21 protein-coding genes are annotated in these 19,307 nt (G+C 72.2%); 12 read left to right on the plus strand and 9 right to left on the minus strand.

Going from position 1 to position 19,307, the window contains the following annotated elements; translation table 11 throughout:
- Positions 1–73 precede the first annotated feature (73 nt).
- Genes FDA94_RS25885 through FDA94_RS25895 form a run of 3 tightly spaced genes read left to right on the plus strand, consistent with a single transcriptional unit; the run spans position 74 to position 2,802 of the window.
- Positions 74–979 carry an SMP-30/gluconolactonase/LRE family protein gene (locus tag FDA94_RS25885; protein WP_246060160.1) on the plus strand — a complete coding sequence of 302 codons (906 nt, stop codon included), beginning with the start codon at positions 74–76 and terminating at the stop codon, positions 977–979.
- 15 nt (positions 980–994) lie between these two features.
- Positions 995–2,170, plus strand: a complete 1,176-nt coding sequence (locus FDA94_RS25890) for a sensor histidine kinase (protein WP_137249683.1) — start codon at positions 995–997, stop codon at positions 2,168–2,170.
- Positions 2,167–2,802: a response regulator transcription factor gene (locus tag FDA94_RS25895; protein ID WP_137249684.1), complete on the plus strand. Its 636-nt coding sequence runs from the start codon at positions 2,167–2,169 to the stop codon at positions 2,800–2,802. Before FDA94_RS25890 ends, FDA94_RS25895 begins: the two co-directional genes overlap by 4 nt.
- Here FDA94_RS25895 and FDA94_RS25900 read toward each other — a convergent pair whose 3' ends face one another.
- On the minus strand, positions 2,803–3,168 hold the full coding sequence (locus tag FDA94_RS25900) for a DoxX family protein (RefSeq protein WP_137249685.1): 366 nt from the start codon (positions 3,166–3,168) through the stop codon (positions 2,803–2,805).
- A gap of 93 nt (positions 3,169–3,261) precedes the next feature.
- On the opposite strand from FDA94_RS25900, the gene FDA94_RS25905 reads away from it, so the two are divergent.
- Positions 3,262–3,648: a winged helix-turn-helix transcriptional regulator gene (locus FDA94_RS25905; RefSeq protein ID WP_137249686.1), complete on the plus strand. Its 387-nt coding sequence runs from the start codon at positions 3,262–3,264 to the stop codon at positions 3,646–3,648.
- On the opposite strand, the gene FDA94_RS25910 is transcribed toward FDA94_RS25905, so the two are convergent.
- Positions 3,637–4,980 carry a sensor histidine kinase gene (locus FDA94_RS25910; protein WP_137249687.1) on the minus strand — a complete coding sequence of 448 codons (1,344 nt, stop codon included), beginning with the start codon at positions 4,978–4,980 and terminating at the stop codon, positions 3,637–3,639. The two genes, FDA94_RS25905 and FDA94_RS25910, sit on opposite strands and share 12 nt — an antisense overlap.
- Entirely contained in the window at positions 4,970–5,644 is a 675-nt protein-coding gene (locus FDA94_RS25915) for a response regulator transcription factor (RefSeq protein ID WP_137249688.1), read from the minus strand. Before FDA94_RS25915 ends, FDA94_RS25910 begins: the two co-directional genes overlap by 11 nt.
- A 120-nt stretch (positions 5,645–5,764) precedes the next feature.
- Here FDA94_RS25915 and FDA94_RS25920 point away from each other — a divergent pair, with 120 nt between their 5' ends.
- Genes FDA94_RS25920 through FDA94_RS25930 form a run of 3 tightly spaced genes read left to right on the plus strand, consistent with a single transcriptional unit; the run spans position 5,765 to position 8,686 of the window.
- The gene (locus FDA94_RS25920; protein WP_246060161.1) at positions 5,765–6,808 is read left to right on the plus strand and encodes a LolA family protein; all 1,044 of its coding nucleotides are present in this window, start codon (positions 5,765–5,767) and stop codon (positions 6,806–6,808) included.
- Complete coding sequence (locus FDA94_RS25925; protein WP_137249690.1) at positions 6,805–7,728, plus strand: ABC transporter ATP-binding protein; 924 nt, start codon at positions 6,805–6,807, stop codon at positions 7,726–7,728. Before FDA94_RS25920 ends, FDA94_RS25925 begins: the two co-directional genes overlap by 4 nt.
- On the plus strand, positions 7,715–8,686 hold the full coding sequence (locus FDA94_RS25930) for an ABC transporter permease (RefSeq protein WP_137249691.1): 972 nt from the start codon (positions 7,715–7,717) through the stop codon (positions 8,684–8,686). Before FDA94_RS25925 ends, FDA94_RS25930 begins: the two co-directional genes overlap by 14 nt.
- Positions 8,687–8,703: 17 nt before the next feature.
- Here the strand turns inward: FDA94_RS25930 and FDA94_RS25935 are convergent, their stop codons facing one another.
- Positions 8,704–9,651 carry a LysR family transcriptional regulator gene (locus tag FDA94_RS25935; RefSeq protein ID WP_137249692.1) on the minus strand — a complete coding sequence of 316 codons (948 nt, stop codon included), beginning with the start codon at positions 9,649–9,651 and terminating at the stop codon, positions 8,704–8,706.
- Between the two features lie 70 nt (positions 9,652–9,721).
- Between FDA94_RS25935 and FDA94_RS25940 the strand changes: the two genes are divergently transcribed.
- A complete protein-coding gene (locus FDA94_RS25940) occupies positions 9,722–10,678 on the plus strand; it encodes a dihydrodipicolinate synthase family protein (RefSeq protein ID WP_137249693.1) in 957 nt (318 codons plus the stop codon).
- Positions 10,653–11,324, plus strand: coding sequence for an HAD family hydrolase (locus FDA94_RS25945; protein ID WP_137249694.1), 672 nt, complete (start codon positions 10,653–10,655; stop codon positions 11,322–11,324). The genes FDA94_RS25940 and FDA94_RS25945 overlap by 26 nt, the downstream gene beginning before the upstream one ends.
- 804 nt (positions 11,325–12,128) lie before the next feature.
- Here FDA94_RS25945 and FDA94_RS25955 read toward each other — a convergent pair.
- Both FDA94_RS25955 and FDA94_RS25960 read right to left on the minus strand, forming a co-directional pair.
- Positions 12,129–12,878, minus strand: coding sequence for a YcnI family copper-binding membrane protein (locus FDA94_RS25955; protein WP_137249695.1), 750 nt, complete (start codon positions 12,876–12,878; stop codon positions 12,129–12,131).
- A gap of 47 nt (positions 12,879–12,925) precedes the next feature.
- Positions 12,926–13,606, minus strand: a complete 681-nt coding sequence (locus tag FDA94_RS25960; protein ID WP_246060162.1) for an MFS transporter — start codon at positions 13,604–13,606, stop codon at positions 12,926–12,928.
- A gap of 133 nt (positions 13,607–13,739) precedes the next feature.
- Here FDA94_RS25960 and FDA94_RS25965 point away from each other — a divergent pair, with 133 nt between their 5' ends.
- Positions 13,740–14,213 (plus strand): hypothetical protein, encoded by a 474-nt coding sequence (locus FDA94_RS25965; RefSeq protein WP_137249696.1) that lies wholly within the window; start codon positions 13,740–13,742, stop codon positions 14,211–14,213.
- Here the strand turns inward: FDA94_RS25965 and FDA94_RS25970 are convergent.
- The 3 genes from FDA94_RS25970 to FDA94_RS25980 are packed head-to-tail and all read right to left on the minus strand — an operon-like array spanning position 14,140 to position 16,497.
- Positions 14,140–14,943, minus strand: coding sequence for an ABC transporter ATP-binding protein (locus FDA94_RS25970; RefSeq protein ID WP_137249697.1), 804 nt, complete (start codon positions 14,941–14,943; stop codon positions 14,140–14,142). The genes FDA94_RS25965 and FDA94_RS25970 overlap by 74 nt on opposite strands.
- Positions 14,943–15,722, minus strand: coding sequence for an ABC transporter permease (locus FDA94_RS25975; RefSeq protein WP_137249698.1), 780 nt, complete (start codon positions 15,720–15,722; stop codon positions 14,943–14,945). The genes FDA94_RS25970 and FDA94_RS25975 overlap by 1 nt, the downstream gene beginning before the upstream one ends.
- Positions 15,715–16,497 carry an ABC transporter permease gene (locus FDA94_RS25980; protein ID WP_246060163.1) on the minus strand — a complete coding sequence of 261 codons (783 nt, stop codon included), beginning with the start codon at positions 16,495–16,497 and terminating at the stop codon, positions 15,715–15,717. The genes FDA94_RS25975 and FDA94_RS25980 overlap by 8 nt, the downstream gene beginning before the upstream one ends.
- 117 nt (positions 16,498–16,614) lie before the next feature.
- Between FDA94_RS25980 and FDA94_RS25985 the strand changes: the two genes are divergently transcribed.
- Both FDA94_RS25985 and FDA94_RS25990 read left to right on the plus strand, forming a co-directional pair.
- Positions 16,615–17,619 carry an alpha/beta hydrolase gene (locus FDA94_RS25985; RefSeq protein WP_137249699.1) on the plus strand — a complete coding sequence of 335 codons (1,005 nt, stop codon included), beginning with the start codon at positions 16,615–16,617 and terminating at the stop codon, positions 17,617–17,619.
- A 160-nt stretch (positions 17,620–17,779) separates the two neighbouring features.
- Positions 17,780–19,306: a protein kinase domain-containing protein gene (locus tag FDA94_RS25990; protein ID WP_137249700.1), complete on the plus strand. Its 1,527-nt coding sequence runs from the start codon at positions 17,780–17,782 to the stop codon at positions 19,304–19,306.
- Position 19,307: the final 1 nt, after the last annotated feature.

Consider the following 19,307-nt stretch of genomic DNA (forward strand, 5'->3'; position numbering starts at 1 on the left):
TTGACGACTCGGATCACTTTACGGAAACCTCTCATGTCCCGCTCAGACGACAGATGGGACCTGTTCCATGCGCGTGGCAGCCTTCGTTGCCGGACTGTTAGCCGTACTCGTGGCGGCTCCGCCCGCCGTCGCGTCGGCGACACCGACATACCCGACCTCGTTCCCCCTGCCCGCCGGCTTCCCGCCCGAGGGCGTCGCCGTCGACGAGGGCGGCTCGGCCTACTTCGGCTCCCGCTCCTCCGGCGCGATCTACAAGGTCGACCTGCGCAGCGGGCAGGGCAGGATCATCAACGAGGGCCCCGGCACGCCCTCCCTCGGCCTGAAGGTGAAGCGCAACCGGCTGTTCGTCGCCGGCGGCACCGCCGGGAACGCCCGGGTGCTCGACGCGCGGACCGGCAAGGTGCTCAAGAGCTACACCCTGGCCACCGGCGCCTCGTTCGTGAACGACGTCGTGCTGACCAGGGACGCCGCCTACTTCACCGACTCCACCAACCCCGTCCTCTACAAGCTCGACCTGGGCCGGTGGGGCCGCCTGCCCGCCGAGGCCCAGAAGATCCCGCTGACCGGCGACCTCGTCTACACGACCGGCATCAACGTCAACGGCATCGCCCAGACGCCCGACGGGAAGGCGCTGCTGCTGGTCCAGTCGAACACCGGCAAGCTGTTCCGGGTCGACAAGAAGACCGGCGCGACCAAGCAGGTCGACCTCGGGACCGAACTCCTCACCAACGGCGACGGGCTCCTGCTCGAAGGACGCCGGCTGGTCGTCGTCCAGAACTTCCTGAACACCGTCACCTGGGTGAAGCTCGACCGGCGCGCGACGAAGGGCACCATCGACCGGAAGGTGACCGACCCCCGGTTCGACGTGCCGACCACCGTCGCGGCCTTCAGAGACCGCCTCTACCTGCCGAACGGCCGCTTCAACACGCCCCCGACCCCGACGACGCCCTACGACGTCGTGGCCATCGACCGGCACTGACGGCACGATGGGGGCATGGCGACTGACGTAGCCGCGGCCGTCTGCGACTGGGAGGACGACCTCCGCCGCGCGGGCCGGGCCGCCCCCGCCGGGCTCTCGGTGATGTTCCGCGTGGGCGCGCCGGCGCTCGCCCTGGCCTTCGCGGCCGGGGCGGTGCCGGCCGCCGCCCTCGCCCCCGAGCCGTCGATCCTGGGAATCGCGCTCGTGCTCCTCTCCGCGATCCCGTGGGGCCGGTGGATCCTCAAGGGCGACGACGGGCCGTCGTGGTGGTTCGCGCTGGCGGTGCTGGTCCCGCTCGGGGCCGCCGTCCTGATCGGGCTGGACAGCCCGGTGGCGGCGCTGATGGCGCTGGCGGTCGGGCTGCTGCTGGTGGCGCTGAACGTCGGGTTCGCGCCCGTTCCGCTGGCGGCCGGGGTCGCCGGGCTGACCTACCTCGTGGCCGTCGCGGCGCTGGCGGGCGCGCCGCCGGTGGGCTGGGTGGCCCTGCACCTCGGCTTCGCCCTCACGCTGGCCGCCGCCTACGCGGTGCGGGTCAGCCACGACTCCAGCCGCCTGGTCGCCCGGGCCCTCGAGGCGCTGGCCCTCCAGCGGGCCGCCGACCAGCGGCGGATCATGGCGCAGGACGTCCACGACGTGGTCGGGCACACCCTCGCGGTGACCATGCTGCACATCACCGCCGCGCGGATGGCGATCAAGCGCTCCTCGGAGGCGGAGGCACTGGAGGCGCTCGAAGAGGCCGAACGGCACGGCCGGGCGAGCCTGGCCGACCTGCGGCGGCTGGTGAAGGTGCTGCGCTCGGGGGAGGAGTCGCCGACCGCACCGCAGCCGGGGCTCGCCGACGTCGAGGCGCTGGTGGAGAGCTTCCGCGCCGCCGGTTCGCCGGTCGAGTTCACCCTGTCCGTGGACGGGCTCGCGGTGGTGAACCCGGGGTCGGAGCTGGCGGCGTACCGGATCGTGCAGGAGGCCCTGGCCAACGCGGTGAGGCACGGAACCGGGGCGGCCCGGGTGTCGCTGACCCTGGCGGGCGGCGAAGTGGCCGTGGAGGTCGGCAACCCCGTCGGCGGCCTGACGGACAACGGGCCGGGAAGCGGGCTCGTGGGCATGCGGGAGCGCGCCTCCGCCGCCGGGGGAGATCTCACCGCCGGAATCCGCGACGGGGAGTGGCTCGTGTCGGCGAGGATGCCGGCGTGATCACCGTCCTGCTGGTGGACGACCAGCCTCTCGTCCGCGCCGGCCTCCGCCGCATCCTCGAACCCGAGGGGACCTTCACCGTCGTCGGGGAGTGCGACGACGGCGACCAGGTCGCCGCCGCCGTCGCCCGCTGGACGCCGGACGTGGTCGTGATGGACATCCGCATGCGGCGGGTCGACGGCGCCGAGGCCACCCGGCGCCTGGCGGGAGCCGTGCCGGTGCTGATCCTGACGACCTTCGACGACGACGACACCGTGGCGGCGGCGCTGGGCGCGGGCGCGGCCGGGTTCATCCTGAAGGACGCGCCCGGGGAGGACATCGTCCGGGCCGTCACGATGGTGGCCGAGGGCAGGTCGTGGCTCGACCCACAGGTGGCCGGACCCGTGCTGACGGCGTTCCGCAAGGTGGCTCTCAAGGAGCGGAAGGGGCGGTCGGCCGCGGCCCAGCTCACCCAGCGGGAGCGCGACGTCCTGGCCCAGATCGCGCGGGGCGCCACCAACGCCGAGACGGCCGCCGCGCTGCACATCTCGGAGGCGACGGTCAAGACCCACCTGGGCAACCTCCTGACCAAGCTCGACCTCAGGGACCGGCCCGCCGCCATCGTGTACGCCCACGACCACGGCCTGGCCTGATCACCACCAGATCGTCGCCAGCCAGACCTCGACCGCCGCCAGCACGATCAGCGTGACGTTCAGCCCGGTCTCCCTGACCTCGCCCCTCGACAGGTGCAGCCCGGTGGCCAGCACCTGGAGCACCGTGAACCCGATCGCGGCGGCCATCGCCAGGCCGGGCAGGATCCCGGTGGCGGGCGGCAGGACGAGCCCGGCCGCCCCGAGCACCTCCAGGACGCCGATCAGCCGGACCATCGGCATCGGGACGGTGTCCACCCAGCCCATCATGGGCCGGAGCCGCTCCTTGCTCTGGACGACCTTCTTGCCGCCGGCGTAGAGGTAGAACAGGGCCAGCAGTCCGGCGATGATCCAGTAGGCGACGGTCACGGCGTTCCTCCAATGGTCGGGCAGCCCATGATGGGGGAGCGCCGGATGCCGTACAAAAGGAACATCGGTGTGAGCAAGTAACCGGGAGTGGTCGTGTCGCAGTCCGAGAAGACCTGTCTGATCAGGGGAGACGCCGGTCGGACGGTCCGCGCCATCCTCGACCGCATCGGCAACAGGTGGACCCTGGTGATCGTCGCCACCCTCCACGGGAGGCGGCTGCGCTTCGGCGAGTTGCGCGAGCACATCCCCGGCATCTCGCAGCGCATGCTGTCGCTGAGCCTGCGTCACCTCGAACGCGACGGGCTCGTCTCCCGCACCGCCCACGCGGAGGTGCCGCCCCGGGTGGAGTACGAACTCACGCCGATGGGCCAGACCCTCATCGCCCCGGCGATCACGCTCGCGGAGTGGGCGGTGGAGCACAATCCCGGCATCGAACGCAGTCAGACGGCGTACGACTCACGCGAGGAGTCAGACCGGTAGCCGGACCGTCGCCCGCAGCCCCGGTTCCGCGTCGTCGAGCGCGATCGACCCGCCGTGCGCCTCCACGACCTCGCGGGCGATGGCCAGCCCCAGCCCCGTCCCCCCGTCGTCGCGCGACCGCGACGTGTCGAGCCGGGTGAACCGGTCGAACACCCGCTCCCGGTCCTCCGGGGGGATCCCGGGCCCGTCGTCGGTGACGGTGACGACCGCCCACGGCCCGGACTTCCAGAGCCCCACCCCGACCTTGTCGTGGGCGTGCCGGACCGCGTTGTCGATCAGGTTGACCAGCACCCGGCCCAGGTCCATCTCCGCCCCGATCACGACCACGGCCTCGGCGGGGATGTCGGCGTCCAGGCCGTAGCGGGAGGCGGTGCGGGTCACCAGCCGCCCGAGTTCGACCGGCTCGTGGCGCAGGGTCCGCCCCTCGTCGAGCCGGGCCAGCGCCAGCAGGTCCTCGGCCAGTTTCGACAGCCGCAGGGTGTCCTCCAGGACGCCTTCGGCCGTCTCGCGCCAGTCCTGGCCGTCGGGGTGGCTCAGCGCGACCTCCAGCTGGAGGCGCATGCTGGCCAGGGGGCTGCGCAGTTCGTGGGCGGCGTCGCTGACCAGGGCGCGCTGCCGCGAGCCGGCCTCCTCCAGGCGGGCCAGCATGTCGTTCAGGGTCATCGCCAGCGAGTGGACCTCGTCGTTGGCCTCGGGGACCGGCAGCCGCCGCGACGGCGACGAACCCGTGATCTCGGTCGCGCCCCGGCGCAGCGCGCCGATGGGGCTCAGGGTGCGGCCGATGATCACCCAGGACGCCCCGGCGAGGACGACCAGCAGCAGCGGGGTGCCGAGCAGCAGGACGTGGCCGGTCGTCCGCAGGGCGCGTTCGATCTCGCTGAACGACCGGGCCGCCAGGACCGTCACGCCGTTGTCGGCGCTCATCACCGTGACGCGCAGCACGGCCGGGATCCCGTAGGGGCGGCCGTCGAGGAACTGCGGCCTGCCCGAGTCGGCCGCCGTCCCGCGCGCGCCCTGCGGCAGCAGCGGGACCAGGCGGTCGGTCGACGGGGTCGCCGCGGTGATCCGGCCGTTCCGGTCGATGACCTGCACGATCGTCGCCTTCGTCGGGACGATCTCGCCGTCGAGCCGGTTCGCGTCCGACAGGGCCACGATCTCGCGGGCCCGGGAGGTCACCTCGTCGTCGATGGTGGCGATCAGCGAGCGCCCCAGGACGTTCACGAACACCCACGCCGCCACCGCCAGACCCACGCCGAGCACGGCCGTGGCGACCACGGTCAGCCGGACCCGCAGGCTGCGCCGCCGCCACCAGCGGAACGGGTTAGCCGCCATCGCTGGCCAGCCGGTATCCCGCTCCGCGCACGGTCTGCAGGGCGCCCCGGCCGAACGGCGCGTCGATCTTGCGGCGGAGGTAGCCGACGTACACCTCGACGACGTTGGGGTCGGTGTCGTAGGTGTCCCACACGTGCTCCAGGATCTCCGCCTTGGAGACGACCTCGTCCGGGTGCCGCATCAGGAACTCCAGCAGCGCGAACTCCCGGGGCGTGAGGTCGACCGTCTTCTCCGCGCGCCGCACCAGCCGCCGCGCCGGGTCGAGCGTCAGGTCGCCGGCCCGCAGCACCGACGGACGCCGTCCGCCGCCCCGTCGCAGCAGGGCCCGCAGCCGGGCGACCAGCACCACGTACGAGAAGGGCTTGGTCAGGTAGTCGTCGGCGCCCAGGTCGAGGCCGTCGGCCATGTCGTACTCGCCGTCCTTGGCCGACAGCATCAGGACCGGCACCCAGTTCTCCGCCTCGCGCAGGCGTTTGCACACGTTGTAGCCCGACAGGCGGGGCAGCATGATGTCGAGCACGACGATGTCGTACTCGCCCGTCGAGGCCAGGTGGAGGCCCTCCTCGCCGTCGTGGGCCAGGTCCACGGCGAAGCCCTCGGCGCGCAGGCCCCGTTGCAGGGCCGCGGCCATCCGTCGTTCGTCCTCCACCACCAGCACGCGCATTTCCCCATTTTGGGGGTTGTGTGCTGTGACCCGGCTGAGAGGAGTCTCAGCACGTCTCAGCCTCACCACAGGGCCGGGCGCGCATGGTGTGGGCACGTCCATCAGATTGGAGTGCATGAGATGTCCACGAGAGCACGCGCCGTGAGGTGGGGGGTTCCGGCGGCCGCCGTCCTGGTGGTGGCGGGCGCCATCGGAGCGGGCCCCGTCATCGCGGCGGTCCAGGGGGATCCGCAGCTGCCCGACCTGACCGCCGAGCAGCTGCTCACCGAGGTCACCGCGAAGTGGAGCGGGCCGGGGGACCTGCCGCCGATGTCGGGCACGATCGTCGAGACCGCGTCGCTCGGCATCCCGGGCCTCCCGGCCGCGCCGGTCGGCACCAGCCCGCTCGCGCTGCTGTCGGGTTCGCACGAGCTCAAGGTCTGGTACGGCTCCGCCGACCGGTTCCGCATCGCGATCCCCGGCGCCATGAGCGAGCAGAACGTGATCTACAACAACGGGCAGACGTGGTGGTGGGACAGCGCCGCCAACACCGCCACGAAGATCAAGCTGCCGACGGACGCCCCGGCCCCCGGCCCTCTGCCCACCGCGGTGACCCCGCCCGACGCCGCCCGCCAGGCGCTGGCGATGGCCGAGACCGACACGGCGATCAGCGTGGGGAACGACGCGACGGTCGCCGGGAGGGCGGCGTACGAGCTGGTGCTGGCGCCGAAGGCGGCCGAGTCGCTGGTCCGGGACGTGCGGCTGGCGATCGACGGCGAGACGCTGGTGCCGCTGCGGGTGCAGATCTTCGCCAAGGGCGCGGCCGAACCGGCCTTCGAGGTCGGCTTCGACTCGATCACCTTCGCCGAGCCCGCCGCCGAGAACTTCACCTTCACCCCGCCGCCCGGCGCGAAGGTGACCGAGGGCGACCTGCCCGCCTTCACCCGGCAGCAGCCCCAGATGCCCGCCGGCGACGTCGCGGTCACCGGGAACGGCTGGACCTCCGTCGTGACGCTGCCCTTCGACGCGGCCGCGCTGAAGGACAGTCCCATCCTGGCCGCGGCCAAACCCGTCGAGGGCGGCAGGGTGATCACCACCAAGCTGGTCTCGGCCCTCCTCACCGACGACGGCCGCCTCCTGGCCGGCGCGGTGACCCCCGAGACCCTGGAGAAGGCCGCCGGATGAACCCTCCCGCGATAGCCACGCGGGGCCTGACGAAGCGCTTCCCGGGAGGTCAGGTCGCCGTCGACGGCGTCGACCTGGCCGTCCCGGGCGGTTCCGTGTACGGCTTCCTGGGCCCCAACGGATCGGGCAAGACCACCACGATCCGCATGCTGCTCGGCCTGATCACCCCGACCGGCGGCACCAGCACCCTGTTCGGCGACCCCACCCGCGCGGCCCTGACGAGGGTGGGCGCGCTGGTCGAGGGCCCCGCCTTCTACCCGTGGCTGTCCGGCGCCGCCAACCTCCTGCGCCTGGACGCCGCCAACCCGGCGGCCGACCCGGCCTCGGCCCGGCGGCGGACGGCCGAGGCCCTCGACCGCGTCGGCCTCACGGCGGCGGCCGGGAAGCGCTACAAGGCCTACTCGCTGGGCATGCGCCAGCGCCTGGCCATCGCCAGCACGCTCCTGAGCCGCCGCGACCTGCTCGTTCTGGACGAACCCACCAACGGCCTGGACCCCCAGGGCACCCGCGAGGTCCGCGCCCTGATCAAGGACGTCGCGGCCGACGGCACGACCGTCTTCGTCTCCTCCCACCTGCTGGCCGAGGTCGAGCAGATGTGCACCCACATCGGCGTCATGCGGACCGGCCGCCTGGTCGCCCAGAGCCCGATGGCCGACCTCGGCGCGGGCGCGGCGGCCCGCGTCGAGGTCGAGACCTCCGACGTGACGGAGGCGGCGAGGGTCCTGACCGGCCTCGGCCTGCGCGACGTGCGGCAGGCCTCCGGCCGGGTCGGCGCCGAGATCGGCCGCACGGCTCCCGAGCACGTCAGCGACCTGCTGTTCAAGGCCGGGGTGCCGATCCGGGGTTTCCAGGTGATCAAGCCCAGCCTGGAGGACGTCTTCGTGGGGCTGACGGGGGAGGGCTTCGATGTCGACTCATGAGCGAACGGCCCCACCGCGCGAGGAGGGCGTCAGAGCCGCGGCTTCTCGCGACGGGCACGGCGCCGGCACCGTCGCGCCCGCAGAGGTTTCGGACCGGTTCGGCGGCCACCTGGCGGGTTCGCCGTTCGCGGCGGCGCCGAGGCGGGCCACGCTCCGGTCGACCCTCCGGCTCTTCCGGTCGGAGGTCGGGCTGATCTTCCGGCGGCCCAGGACCGTCGCGATGCTCGTCGTCGTCGCGGTCGTGCCCGTGCTCTGCGGGATCGCCATCCGGGTCTTCGGCGGCGACGGGGAGGCGCTGCTGACGCAGGTGGCCGGGAACGGGCTCGCGCTCGCGTTCGTCGCGTTCTCGTTCATGGTGCCGCTGATCCTGCCGCTGGTCGTCGCGGTCGTGGCCGGCGACGCCATCGCGGGGGAGGCGGGGCTCGGGACGCTGCGGTACCTGCTCACCGCCCCGGCCGGGCGGACCCGGCTGCTGGGCGTGAAGTTCGCCGGGATGGCGGTGTTCGCGCTGGTGACGTGCCTGGTCATCATGGTCGCGGGGCTGGTCACCGGGCTGGTGCTGTTCCCGGTCGGGCCGGTCACGCTGCTGTCCGGCACGACCGTGCCGCTCGCCGAGGGGCTGCTGAGGATCGGCCTGATCGCGCTCTACGTCACGCTCGGCATGATCGCCCTCGGCACGCTCGCGCTGGCCGTGTCGGTGTTCACCGACACCTCGATCGGCGCGATCGTCACCACGGTCGTGCTGGTGCTGGTCAGTCAGATCCTCACGCTGATCCCGCAACTCGACGCGGTCTCGCCCTACCTGCTCCCCTCGTGGTTCCAGCGGTTCGACGGTGCGCTCCGCGAACCGCTGGCCACGGGGGAGATGGGTCAGGGGGTGCTGGCGTTCGCCGCGTACATCGCGATCTTCGGGTCGGTCGCGTGGGCGCGGTTCACGTCCAGGGACGTCACGTCCTGAGTGGCCACATGTCGGCTCTAATCCTTCGCGAAGACGGATTCTGGGTCTGCCCCTGCGGGTAGCCGACTTTCTCTGTAGTGGTCGGCGGTCGCGGTGCGAATGGCGGCGACGCAGGCGGCGACGGCGGGGTGGTCGCCGGCGCCGCGGCGGTAGGCGATCCGGGTCCGGCGCCGGGCCGTCAGGGGCAGCAGGCTCACTCCGTCAGGCGGTCGGGCCGCACCGAGTTCGGGCACGAGAGCGACGCCCTGACCTGCGGCAACGAGGGTGAGGACGGCGGCGAAGTCGTCGACGTGGTGGCGGGCGCGGGGCGAGAACCCGGCCGCCTGGCAGGCCCGCACGGCGACGGTGTGGCAGAGGGTTCCGGGCGCGGACATGATCCATTCGGCGTCCCGGAACCCGGCCACGGGGTCGGCGAGTGACCCGGTGGCCGCCGAGCTCGGGACCGCGAGGTAGACGGTCTCGTCCAGCAGCGGTGTCGAGTCGAGCGTTGGGTCGGGGTCGACCGGGGCCAGGTCGTAGTCGTGGAGCAGGGCCACGTCGAGGCGTCGTTCTCGGAGCGCCTCGGGGGCGGCGGCCGGGTCGAGCTCGGTGACCATCAGGTCGAGAGCCGGATGGTCGCGGGCCAGAGCGACCAGCGCCGCCGGGAGCAGGGTGTGGACCGCTGTCGGGAAGGCGCCGATGCGGATGGTTCCGCTCAGGGGGGTGCGGGCGGCGGCCAGCGAGGCGGACGCCCTCTCCAGGGCGGCCAGCACGGTTTCGGTGTGGCCGACCAGGGCAACGGCGGCCGGGGTGAGGGCGACGCCCCGTCCCGTCTTCTCCAGCAGGGGCACGCCGGCCTCCCGTTGCAGCGCCGCGAGCTGCTGAGAGACCGCCGACGGGGTGTAGGCGTGAGCTTCGGCCACGGCCGCGATGGTGCCGAGCCGGGACAGATCGCGGAGCAGCCGCAGCCGGCGAACATCAAGCATAAGTTCAGCTTACGGATCCCTTCATGAATCGGAACTGGTCCTTCACATTGCTGCCACCCACGATGGAGGCATGACACTTGACGGGCTCTATGTCCCATTGATCACCCCGTTCCAGGATTCCGGCGAGGTGTCGCTCGACGCGCTCGAAGGGCTCGCGCGGCGGGTGCTGGCCGACGGGGCCGCCGGGCTGGTCGCCCTCGGGACCACGGGAGAACCCGGTTCGCTGGACGAGGCGGAGAAGCGGGCCGTGGTCGAGGTGGTGGCCCGGGTGTGCCAGGAGCGGTCGGCGCCCCTCCTCGTCGGCGCGAACACGGTCGAGGCGCTGGGGCGGCTCGGCGATCGAGCGTTCCGGAACCGCGCACCGGAGACGGTCGCCGCGCTCACCGTGGTTCCGCCGTTCGTCCGCCCTGGTGAGGACGGGGTGGTCGCGTACTTCACGCATCTGGCCGCAACGAGTCCGGTGCCTCTGGTCGTGTACGACGTCCCGCTTCGCACAGGTCAGCCACTGTCCGCCGAGACGCTGCGGCGGCTCGCCGCGATCCCTGGCGTGGTGGGGATCAAGTCCGCCACCGGCGGGATCGGTGACGTCGTCGTGGAGTTGCTGGCCGATCCGCCGGCGGGGTTCGCGATCCTGGGAGGCGACGACGCGTGCCTGTCGCCGCTGCTGGCGATGGGGGCGCACGGTGGCGTGGTCGCCTCGGCGTTGGTCGCCACCGCCGGCTTCGCCCGGCTCATCGACGTCTGGCGGGCAGGCTCGGTGACCGAAGCCCGCGACCTCGGACGGCGCCTGGCCCTGCTCTCGCTGAAGCTGTTCGCGGAGCCGAACCCCACGGTGATCAAGGAAGTGCTGCACGCGCGGGGCGACATCCCCAGCCCTTCGGTACGGCTGCCCCTCCTGGCCGCCGCGCCCGCCACAGTCGTGGCGGCGCTGAGCGCCGAAGCGTCGGCGACCCATCCATGTCGGATCATGCGCTGGAGAGACACATACCGAGAGGACGTGCATGACGGACACCGGTCCCCTTCATGACGCAGCGATTTTCGACCTTGACGGAGTGCTGGTCGACACCGCGCGCCTGCACTGGCGGGCATGGTCGGAAGTCGCCGGCGAGTACGGTTTCGCTCCCGGTGATGACGTAGCCGAGGCCGTCAAAGGAGTGGGGCGGACGGCCGCCGTCGCCATCGTGTTCCGCTCGGGAGGCGTCGCACTCGGCGAGGCGGAAGCCCATGTGGCCGCTGACCGAAAGAACACCCTCTACCAGCGGTATCTCGCCGACCTGGGGTCCGCGGACCTGCTGCCGGGCGCGGTCGAAACACTCGAAACGCTGCGCGCCTGGGGCCTGCCCATCGGCCTCGCCTCGGCGAGCCGGAGCGCCCGCGAGGTTCTGGCCCGCACGGGGATCGAGGACTACTTCGACGCGATCGTCGACGGAACGGTCATCAGCCAGGCCAAACCGGATCCGGCGGTCTTCCTGGAGGCGGCAGTGCGTCTCGGCGTGCTTCCGTGGCAGGCGGTCGTCTTCGAGGACGCGTCGGCGGGAGTGGAGGGAGCTCGGCGGGCAGGCTGCCATGTCGTGGGCATCGGCGATCCGGGCGTGCTCGCCGCGGCTGACACGGTCGTCGCCAGTCTTGAGTCCGCGCCCTTGACCGAGCTCTTCCGAAAGCACGTCCCCTGACTGAGCCGGGCAGCCGCCCCCAGCCGGAGAGGCGGCAGGGACGGCGGCGCTGAACGCCGACCGCCGAAGTGCCGACCAGCAGGCGTCGGTGTGAGAGCCCACCCCAAGGGGGTCTTCGTGGCCGGTCACCACCGCGACTTCGGGCCGCCTCGCTCGGGTCTGCCGGCGGATTCGCCGATAGGAAGCGCCGCAGCACGGCCACGAGCAGGCAGCCTTCCGGCAGGGTCCGCAACGCGGCGAACCCCCGAGGGACCGGAGGCATGGGCAGGGCGGCCAGGTGCTGCCGCATGAGGCGGACCTTGTCCGCATCATCGGCCAGCGCCGCCGGGCCGCCCGCCGCCCGTACCGTCTGCCCGAGTGGCACCGCGAACGCGGCGTGGGTCTTGAGCCGGGCGTCGATGTGCGGCTCGGCCTCGGAGTTGAGCCCGGCGGTGCGGAGCACCTTCACGATCCGTTCCAGTCGCGGAGTGGTGCGCCCGTCGGGTCAGGAAGGTGGTCGCGCGGGTCTCATGACGATCCTCTTTCGGCCGGGAGGCCGTCGGTGAAGGTGAGCGCCGGGCGGACGATCGTCCGGAACAGCTCCCGGCGAGAGGCGGCGTCCTCCTCCCGGCCGCTCCGCACAACGATCGAGAACCCGATTCCCGTGTGGGCATCGCCTTCGCCGAGCTCGACAAGATGCGGTTCTGGCCGGCCACCTAGCGGCTCGACGGAGGGCTTCCGCCGAGCCGCCCAAGGCGCTCCGGCTCATCTCGCGATCTTCGGGTCGGTCGCGCGGGCGCGGTTCAGGTCGCGGGACGTCACTTCCTAGGCGGTCGGCTTGCGGCGCAGGGCCGCGATGGCGACGCCCACGCCCGCGATTCCCACCACGACGCCGATGCCGCCGATGAGGCGGGCGGTGCCGTCGCTGGAGCCCGAGTCGTGGGCGTCGGCGGCGACCGGGGAGGCGGCCACGGCCGGGGAGGCGGCTACGGCCGGGGCGGCGCTCGGGGCGGCCGAGGCGGCGGCGCCGTGGTGGTCGTCACCGGTGGGCGGGGTGAGCTTCAGGGTCGGGACGGGGTGCTCGGCCTCGCTGCCGTCGGCCTTCGGCTCGTCCTTCCAGTCGACGACCTCGCCGCTGCTGTAGGTCTGCTTGGTCGGGAAGTAGAGGTGGTCGGTTGTGGTCGGCAGGCCGCCGAGGGAGACCTCGAACTCCTGGAACTCGCCCGGCTTCACCTCGCCGCCGGTCCAGGTGATCTTGGTGACGGCCTCGGTGATCTCGCCGTACTGCGACTGGACCGGGGTGGGCAGCTTGCCCTCGGTCACCTCGGCCTTCCAGCCGGGGACCGGCTTCACCGAGACGAACGGCAGCGGGGCGTCGACCGGGAAGGTGACCTCGATCTTGGTGGTCGAGGCGTCGTCGCGCTCGTTGGGGACGCGGAAGGCGACCTTGCTGAAGCTGCCCTGCTCGACCGAGCCGGGCTGGACGGTGACGTGGGCCAGCGCCGGGAGGGCGAAGCCGAGGGTGAGCGCGGTGGCGGTGGCGGTGATCGCCAGGGCGCGGCGAAGAACGGACATGACAAGGACTCCACTGGTCGTGCGGAAGGAAAAAGGGGACGGGCTGCCTAGATCCCGGCCAGTGGAGGGCCGCGCCGGACGACGGCGTGCCGGAGGGGACGTACCGGAGAGAGCGCGACGGCAGCGGCGCGGACCCGCGTCTGACGCGGCAGGGCTGGGACCGGCGGCGCCTTGAGCACCCGCCAGGCGCCGACGCCGAGGCGTCGCAGCACCGCCCACAGGGCGGCCTCGCCCCGCGCGAGCCACCAGGCGGTGACCAGCGAGGCGGTGAGGTGGGCGAGCACCATGCCGAGGGAGACCCCGAGCCCGCCGTGGTCGTGGTCGGGATCGGTCAGCGGGCCGATCAGCACGCGGGCGGTCTGCCCTTCGGTGAACAGCTCGTGCAGCAGGAACTGCGCCGCGACCTGCACCCCGCCGATGACGCCGAGGGACCGCTCACGGCCCGCGAGTGCGAAGGCGCCCCCGAAGACGGTGAGCATGCCGATGGCGAGCGCCCCGAGGGTCGGCCCGTCGCCCCCGGCGGCCTGGTGGCCCCCGGCGGCGAGGACGACGCAGACGGCCGCGAACGAGCCGGACCGCGCGAACCTCAGGGCGAGTCCTGCGGGCGAACCTGGGGGGTGATCGCCGGAAAGGAGCGGGCGTCGCCTGATGCGCGGGGGCTCCGGCCGATCACCACGGCACCCGTGCGACACCGCTGTGTCTGCTGGGATCGGGTGGGTCTTCGGCATGGCGCGCACATCTTCTCACGCTTTGCCGGGATGTCACCCCGCCGCCAAGCGATCCCGTCAGGAGCAGTGCGATATTTCGGTTTTTGTCGCTAATGTTGCCGCGCGGACCAAGAACGTTTTCGAGGTGGGTGACATGCGGCACTTCATCGGGCTGCTCGTCGGGATCGTCGTCGCCGCCGCTCTGCTGTTCGGCGGGGGCTGGGCCTCACGGGAGTCGCTGCGAGGGTCCGTCGGTGACATCGACCCCGTCCGCGACCCCCGGATGCTGATCGCGCTGGGGATCATGGCCGTCGTCGGCCTTTTTCTCGGGGTGGTCATCGCGGGCCGGATCTCGCCGATCGCCGCGTTCGTGCCCTCGATGGTGCTGCTGGCCTGGACGGTCGTGTACGCCATCGACGTCTCCCGCGCCACCAGCCTGGCCCCCGTCGGCGCCGGCCTCCAGAAGGAGATCGCCGAGGCCGGCCAGGGGATGCTCGCGCTGCTGTCGTCGGGCGTCTACGGCCTGGTGGGGATCGCCCTGTTCGTGCCGGTGCTCATGCCGTCACGGTGGGCGGGTCCGCATCGGGAGTACGACGAGGAGTACGAGGAACAGCCGGAGTACTACTGAGGTAGAGGTGCGCCACGACGTCTTCGATCGATTCCTGCCCGGGGACCAGCGCCCGCAGCTGCGCCACGCTCCCGTCGAAGGCCAGCCGCCCGTGGTCGATCAGCAGCACCCGACGGCAGAGCCGCTCGACGTCGCCCAGGTCGTGGGTGGTCAGCAGCACGGTCGTGCCGCGTTCGGCGTTCAGCCGGGCCAGGAACGACCGGACCTCGCCCTTGGCGACCACGTCGAGCCCGATCGTGGGCTCGTCGAGCACCAGCACCTCGGGATCGTGCAGCAGCGCGGCGGTGATGTCGCCGCGCATCCGCTGGCCCAGGCTGAGCTGCCGGACGGGCGTCTTCAGGAACGGGCCCAGCTCCAGCACCTCGGTCAGCTCGGCCAGCCGCGCGCCGAACCGGTCACGATCTACTTTGTAAAGGAGCCGGACCAGTTCGAAGCTGTCGCGCAGCGGCAGGTCCCACCACAGCGTCGTCCGCTGCCCGAAGACCACCCCGATCCGCCGCGCCAGCGCCTTCCGCTGCCGCGCCGGGTCGAGCCCGGCCACCAGCGCCCGCCCGCGCGTGGGGGTCAGGATCCCGGTCAGCATCTTGATCGTCGTCGATTTCCCGGCGCCGTTGGGGCCCAGGCAGCCGACGAACTCGCCGGCCTCCACCCGGAAGGTCAGGTCGTGTACGGCCGGGACGACCGCCCCGCGCACCTTGAAGTCGCGGCCCAGAGAGATGGTCTCGATCATCAGTTCCCCGTCGATCGGTAACGGCGGATGCCCGCCCGCCACGCGAGGGCGGCCACGGCGGACAGCAGCAGGGCGGCCAGAGGAGAGGCGAAGCGGAGCCAGCCGGGCAGCCCGAGGGGGTCGGGCTGCCCGAGGACGTAGAGGGCCGGCTGCCAGTTCACGAAGGCCAGCGGCACGATGTAGGTCACCCCTCGGACGAGCTGCTCGCCGTAGACCGACAGCGGATACTGCGTCAGCGTGACCCCGCCGTAGGTGAAGGCGTTGGCGAGCTCGGGGGCGTCGACCAGGACGAACTGGAGCGCCGCCCCGAGCGTGAACACCGCCGTGAAGATCACCACGCCGCAGACGATCATGACCGGCACCATCCACGCCCGCGACCACGGCACGACCGGCAGCGACAGGCCGAGCACGATGACCGCCTGGGCCAGCCGCCCGATCCGGTGGGCGCCGAAGCCGTCGGCGGCCATCTGGACGAAGGGAGAGACCGGCCGGATCAGCATCGTGTCGAAGGTGCCGGCCCTGATGTGCTGGCTGAGGCGCTCGACGTTGCCGAAGAGCATGTCGGCGAGGGCGAAGGAGACGCCGCTGGTGCCGTACAGGAACATGACCTCGCGGAGCGAGAACCCGCCCAGGGTGGTGACGTGGGTGAAGACGATGCCGATGGCGACGGCGTCGAGGGCGTTGATCGCGAACGAGCTGACGATCGAGACGGCGAACGAGGTGCGGTACTGCGCCGAGGCGCGGACCCACGTCCAGGCCAGCAGGAGGTAGTCACCCACCCTGCACCACCACCTTGCGCCGGGCCGCCGCCGTCAGCAGCGCGCCGAGGCCGAGCAGGGCGACGGCCCAGAAAAGCTGGAACCCCAGGGCGCTCCACGCCGGTTCGGCGCCGAGCCACACGTCGGCCGGGACCTGCACCATCGCCGCGAACGGCGAGGCCTCCGCGACCGTGCGCAGCCAGCCCGGGAACAGCCCGAGCGGGAGCACCATCCCGCTGAAGAAGAAGGTCAGCAGGGCCGAGAGGGTGTGCATGCCCCGGTCGTCGGTGGTCCAGCACGCCGCGAGCGTGACGAGGTAGCGCCAGCCGAAGCTGACCACGATCCCCAGCACGAACGACGGGAGGAACCAGGGGGAGACCGGCAGGACCATGGTGAACATGACCGCCCCGGCGATCGAGGGCGGCAGGCTGCGGGCCAGGGTCAGGTAGGCCGCCCTGCCGAGGTCCTCCGAGAGGCTCCAGAGCAGCAGGGGAGCGGGTCTGACCAGGTCGAACGCGATGTCGCCCGACCTGATGCGGTCACCGAACGACAGGCCCCGGCCGAACACCTGCATGGGCCCGATGAAGCCCTGGGTGAGGAAGCAGAAGGTCACGGCCTCGGTGAGGCTGTATCCGGCGAGGCCGGGGCGGGCCTCCCACAAGGCGATCAGGACATAGGCCCGCAGAACGCCGAAAACCGTGTTGGTGAAGGCCCCGGCGAGCGCCGCGGCGAGGTAGGTGCTGTGACGGCGGAAGCCGTACTGGAACAGGCGCAGGTAGAGGACGAAGTCGGCCACCTCCCGCCGAGGATCGTAACCCGGTGATTCACCCCTGCCGATCTGCGTAACCCCTGTGTAACATCCTGGGTTACCTAACTAGGCATAAGGGAACGAAACGGACAAGGAGGGATCCGCATGAACGCTGACATCGACGTGGACGTTCGCCCGGAACACCCTTTGAGCTGGCAGGCCATAGCGGCCAACGGGCTGTTGCGGGGCACCATGAAGCCCATATCGGCCGTCCTTCTCCGTACGACCGCCAGCCTGGTGGTCGCCAACCGGATCATCGAGCTGGGCGGACGCCTGCCCGGACTGGTCCCGCCGACCGTCTCGATCGAACAGGAGTCGTTCGGCGCCTGCTCGGGGGAGTGGGTACGCGGGTCCGGTCAGCCCGACTCCGATCTCCAAGAGCTCGATGAGAGCAAGGTCGTCCTCTATCTCCATGGGGGCGGCTATTTCATCTGTTCTCCAGTGACGCACCGGCCGATCACGTGGCGGCTGTCGGCCGTGACACAGCGGCCGGTGCTGGCGCTCGACTACCGGCAGGGCCCCCAGCACAAGCTGGCCGAGTCGCTCGCCGACGCCCTGGACGCCTACCGCGCCCTGCTCGACCGGGGCTTCGCCCCCGAGGGCATCGTGCTGGCCGGCGACTCGGCCGGGGGCCACCTGGCCCTGGCGATGCTGCTCTCCCTCCGCGACAACGGGCTGCCGCTCCCCGCGGCGGCCATCTGCCTGTCTCCCTGGGCAGACCTCAGCGACGAGCGCAAGACCGCCAACCGCTGGGCCGACCCGCTGCTCCCCGCCGGCCGGGTCGAGTGGATGGCCCGCCGCTGGACCGAGGGCCTGGACAACCGCGACCCCCTCGTCTCCCCGGTCTTCGGCGACTACACGGGCCTGCCGCCGCTGATGATCGTCACCAGCACCACCGAGGTGCTCCGCGAGGAGGCCCACCGCGTGGCCGAACGGGCGCGTGCGAACGGGGTTCCGGTGCGGTATGAAGAATGGCGGAAGATGCCCCACGTCTTCGCGCTCATGGCCGACATACTGCCCGAGGCCCGGCTGGTCTTCCCCAACATGGGCCGCTTCGTCGAGGCGGTCGAGGCCGCGGCGAAAGCCGCCGGCGGCGAAGTGGCGGCCTGAGGCGAGTGACTGTTGGTACCGCTGTGACCTGGCGTTTGTTACCCCCAGGTCGTAGTGACCTAACCCGTTATGCCGCTTCTGCCTAGTTGGAGGCGCGGACCGTTCCATCCGGCCACAGTGTGCCTTGCGTACTTCTTTGGATCGGAGAGGTAACTTCCGGATGGCACGAGGCGGAACGGGCCCCCAGAACGGCATGCCGCCCGGCGTGCGGCCACTCACCGTGGGAGACCCGGTCATCATTGGCCGATATCTGCTGCTCGGCCGCCTGGGCACCGGCGGCATGGGCGTGGTCTACCTCGCGGAGCATCCGCAGGGCGGCCTGGTGGCGCTGAAGACCCCCCACCCGATGCACCTGTCCGACCCGACCCTGCGCGCCCGCTTCACCGAAGAGGTCGAGTTCTCCCGCCGCGTGGCGCCCTTCTGCACCGCCGCCGTGATCGAGGACGGACACGACCGCGACCGCCCCTACCTCGTCACCGAGTACATCGCCGGGCCCGGCCTGTCGCAGGTCGTGGCCGCGCGCGGCCCGCTCACCCCCGACCTCGCCTACGGCGTCGCCCTCGGCACGGCCGCCGCCCTGGTGGCCACCCACGAGGCCGGGCTGGTCCACCGCGACCTGAAGCCCGGCAACGTGCTGCTGTCGCCGAGCGGCCCGTTCGTGATCGACTTCGGCATCGCCCGCGACCTCGACACGCTGGCCGCGCACACCCAGGCCGGGCAGATCATGGGCAGCCCCGGCTGGGTCGCCCCCGAGCGGCTGACCGGCGGCCCGGCGATCCCCGCCTCCGACGTCTTCTCCTGGGGCTGCCTGGTCGCCTTCGCCTCGACCGGCTACCACCCGTTCGGGGCGGGCGAGGCCGAGGTCGTGATGCGCCGGATCCTGCTGGAGGAGCCCCGGATCTCGGCCGTGCCCAAGCTGCTCTGGGACACCGTCAACGCCGCCCTGCGCAAGGAGCCCGCCGAACGCCCCGACGCCGCCGAACTGCTGTCGGCCCTGCTGGCCGCCGGAGGGGTCGGTCTGCCGCCCGACCTGCGGGTGGCCGTGGCGGAGGTCATGGAGGAGATCTGGCAGCCGGTGCCCTACCCGCGCGGCGGCGAACTGAAGGCCGTCGCGGCGGCGCCCGAGACCGGCGTCCGGGGACGCCGCCGCCGGTCCGGCTCGACCACCCAGCACGCCGGCTACGCCGCCCTGGCCACGGTCACCATCGCGGCGATCACGGTCGTGGCGGCCACCAGTTCCCCGGCGGGCGGCGTGCAGACCGCCGAACCGCCGCCGGCGGTGCCGATGGTCGTGCTGCCCAACGAGGCGGCGGCCTCGCCCGAGGTGCTCGGCACGTCCCGGCCGCCGGTCGAGGGCGAGGTGCCGCCGATCGGCGAGGAGGGCGCGCAGGTCACCGTGACGGCGACCCGGACGATCACCCCGTCGTGGCCGCCGGGCGAGGACCCGTGGAACACCTCGGTCCCGTCGCCGCCTCCCGGAGAGCCGACCTGGACCCAGGGGCCGCCGGACAACCCGGGCCCGACGAACAACCCGACGCCGACCCGCCCGGTCCCGACGGGCGGGATCACCACGGAACCCCAGTGGGGCGACGAGGAGTCCCCGCAGCCCTCGCCGTCTCCGCCGGCCTCCCCGAGCCCGTCGCCTTCCCCGAGCCCCTCACCGTCGCCGTCACCGTCCGCTGGGTGAT

The organism is Herbidospora galbida, assembly GCF_005233835.1.
Lineage (GTDB): Bacteria > Actinomycetota > Actinomycetes > Streptosporangiales > Streptosporangiaceae > Herbidospora > Herbidospora galbida.

Excerpts from the sequence above, each read along its gene's own strand:
- FDA94_RS25910 (WP_137249687.1), bottom strand. The coding sequence starts at position 4,980 with ATGGCGGCTAACCCGTTCCGCTGGTGGCGGCGGCGCAGCCTGCGGGTC.
- FDA94_RS25970 (WP_137249697.1), bottom strand. The coding sequence starts at position 14,943 with ATGATCGAGACCATCTCTCTGGGCCGCGACTTCAAGGTGCGCGGGGCG.
- FDA94_RS25940 (WP_137249693.1), top strand. The coding sequence starts at position 9,722 with ATGACACTTGACGGGCTCTATGTCCCATTGATCACCCCGTTCCAGGAT.
- FDA94_RS25960 (WP_246060162.1), bottom strand. The coding sequence starts at position 13,606 with ATGCCGAAGACCCACCCGATCCCAGCAGACACAGCGGTGTCGCACGGG.
- FDA94_RS25935 (WP_137249692.1), bottom strand. The coding sequence starts at position 9,651 with ATGCTTGATGTTCGCCGGCTGCGGCTGCTCCGCGATCTGTCCCGGCTC.
- FDA94_RS25945 (WP_137249694.1), top strand. The coding sequence starts at position 10,653 with ATGACGGACACCGGTCCCCTTCATGACGCAGCGATTTTCGACCTTGAC.
- FDA94_RS25955 (WP_137249695.1), bottom strand. The coding sequence starts at position 12,878 with ATGTCCGTTCTTCGCCGCGCCCTGGCGATCACCGCCACCGCCACCGCG.
- FDA94_RS25985 (WP_137249699.1), top strand. The coding sequence starts at position 16,615 with ATGAACGCTGACATCGACGTGGACGTTCGCCCGGAACACCCTTTGAGC.
- FDA94_RS25965 (WP_137249696.1), top strand. The coding sequence starts at position 13,740 with ATGCGGCACTTCATCGGGCTGCTCGTCGGGATCGTCGTCGCCGCCGCT.
- FDA94_RS25915 (WP_137249688.1), bottom strand. The coding sequence starts at position 5,644 with ATGCGCGTGCTGGTGGTGGAGGACGAACGACGGATGGCCGCGGCCCTG.
- FDA94_RS25925 (WP_137249690.1), top strand. The coding sequence starts at position 6,805 with ATGAACCCTCCCGCGATAGCCACGCGGGGCCTGACGAAGCGCTTCCCG.
- FDA94_RS25930 (WP_137249691.1), top strand. The coding sequence starts at position 7,715 with ATGTCGACTCATGAGCGAACGGCCCCACCGCGCGAGGAGGGCGTCAGA.
- FDA94_RS25990 (WP_137249700.1), top strand. The coding sequence starts at position 17,780 with ATGGCACGAGGCGGAACGGGCCCCCAGAACGGCATGCCGCCCGGCGTG.
- FDA94_RS25890 (WP_137249683.1), top strand. The coding sequence starts at position 995 with ATGGCGACTGACGTAGCCGCGGCCGTCTGCGACTGGGAGGACGACCTC.
- FDA94_RS25920 (WP_246060161.1), top strand. The coding sequence starts at position 5,765 with ATGTCCACGAGAGCACGCGCCGTGAGGTGGGGGGTTCCGGCGGCCGCC.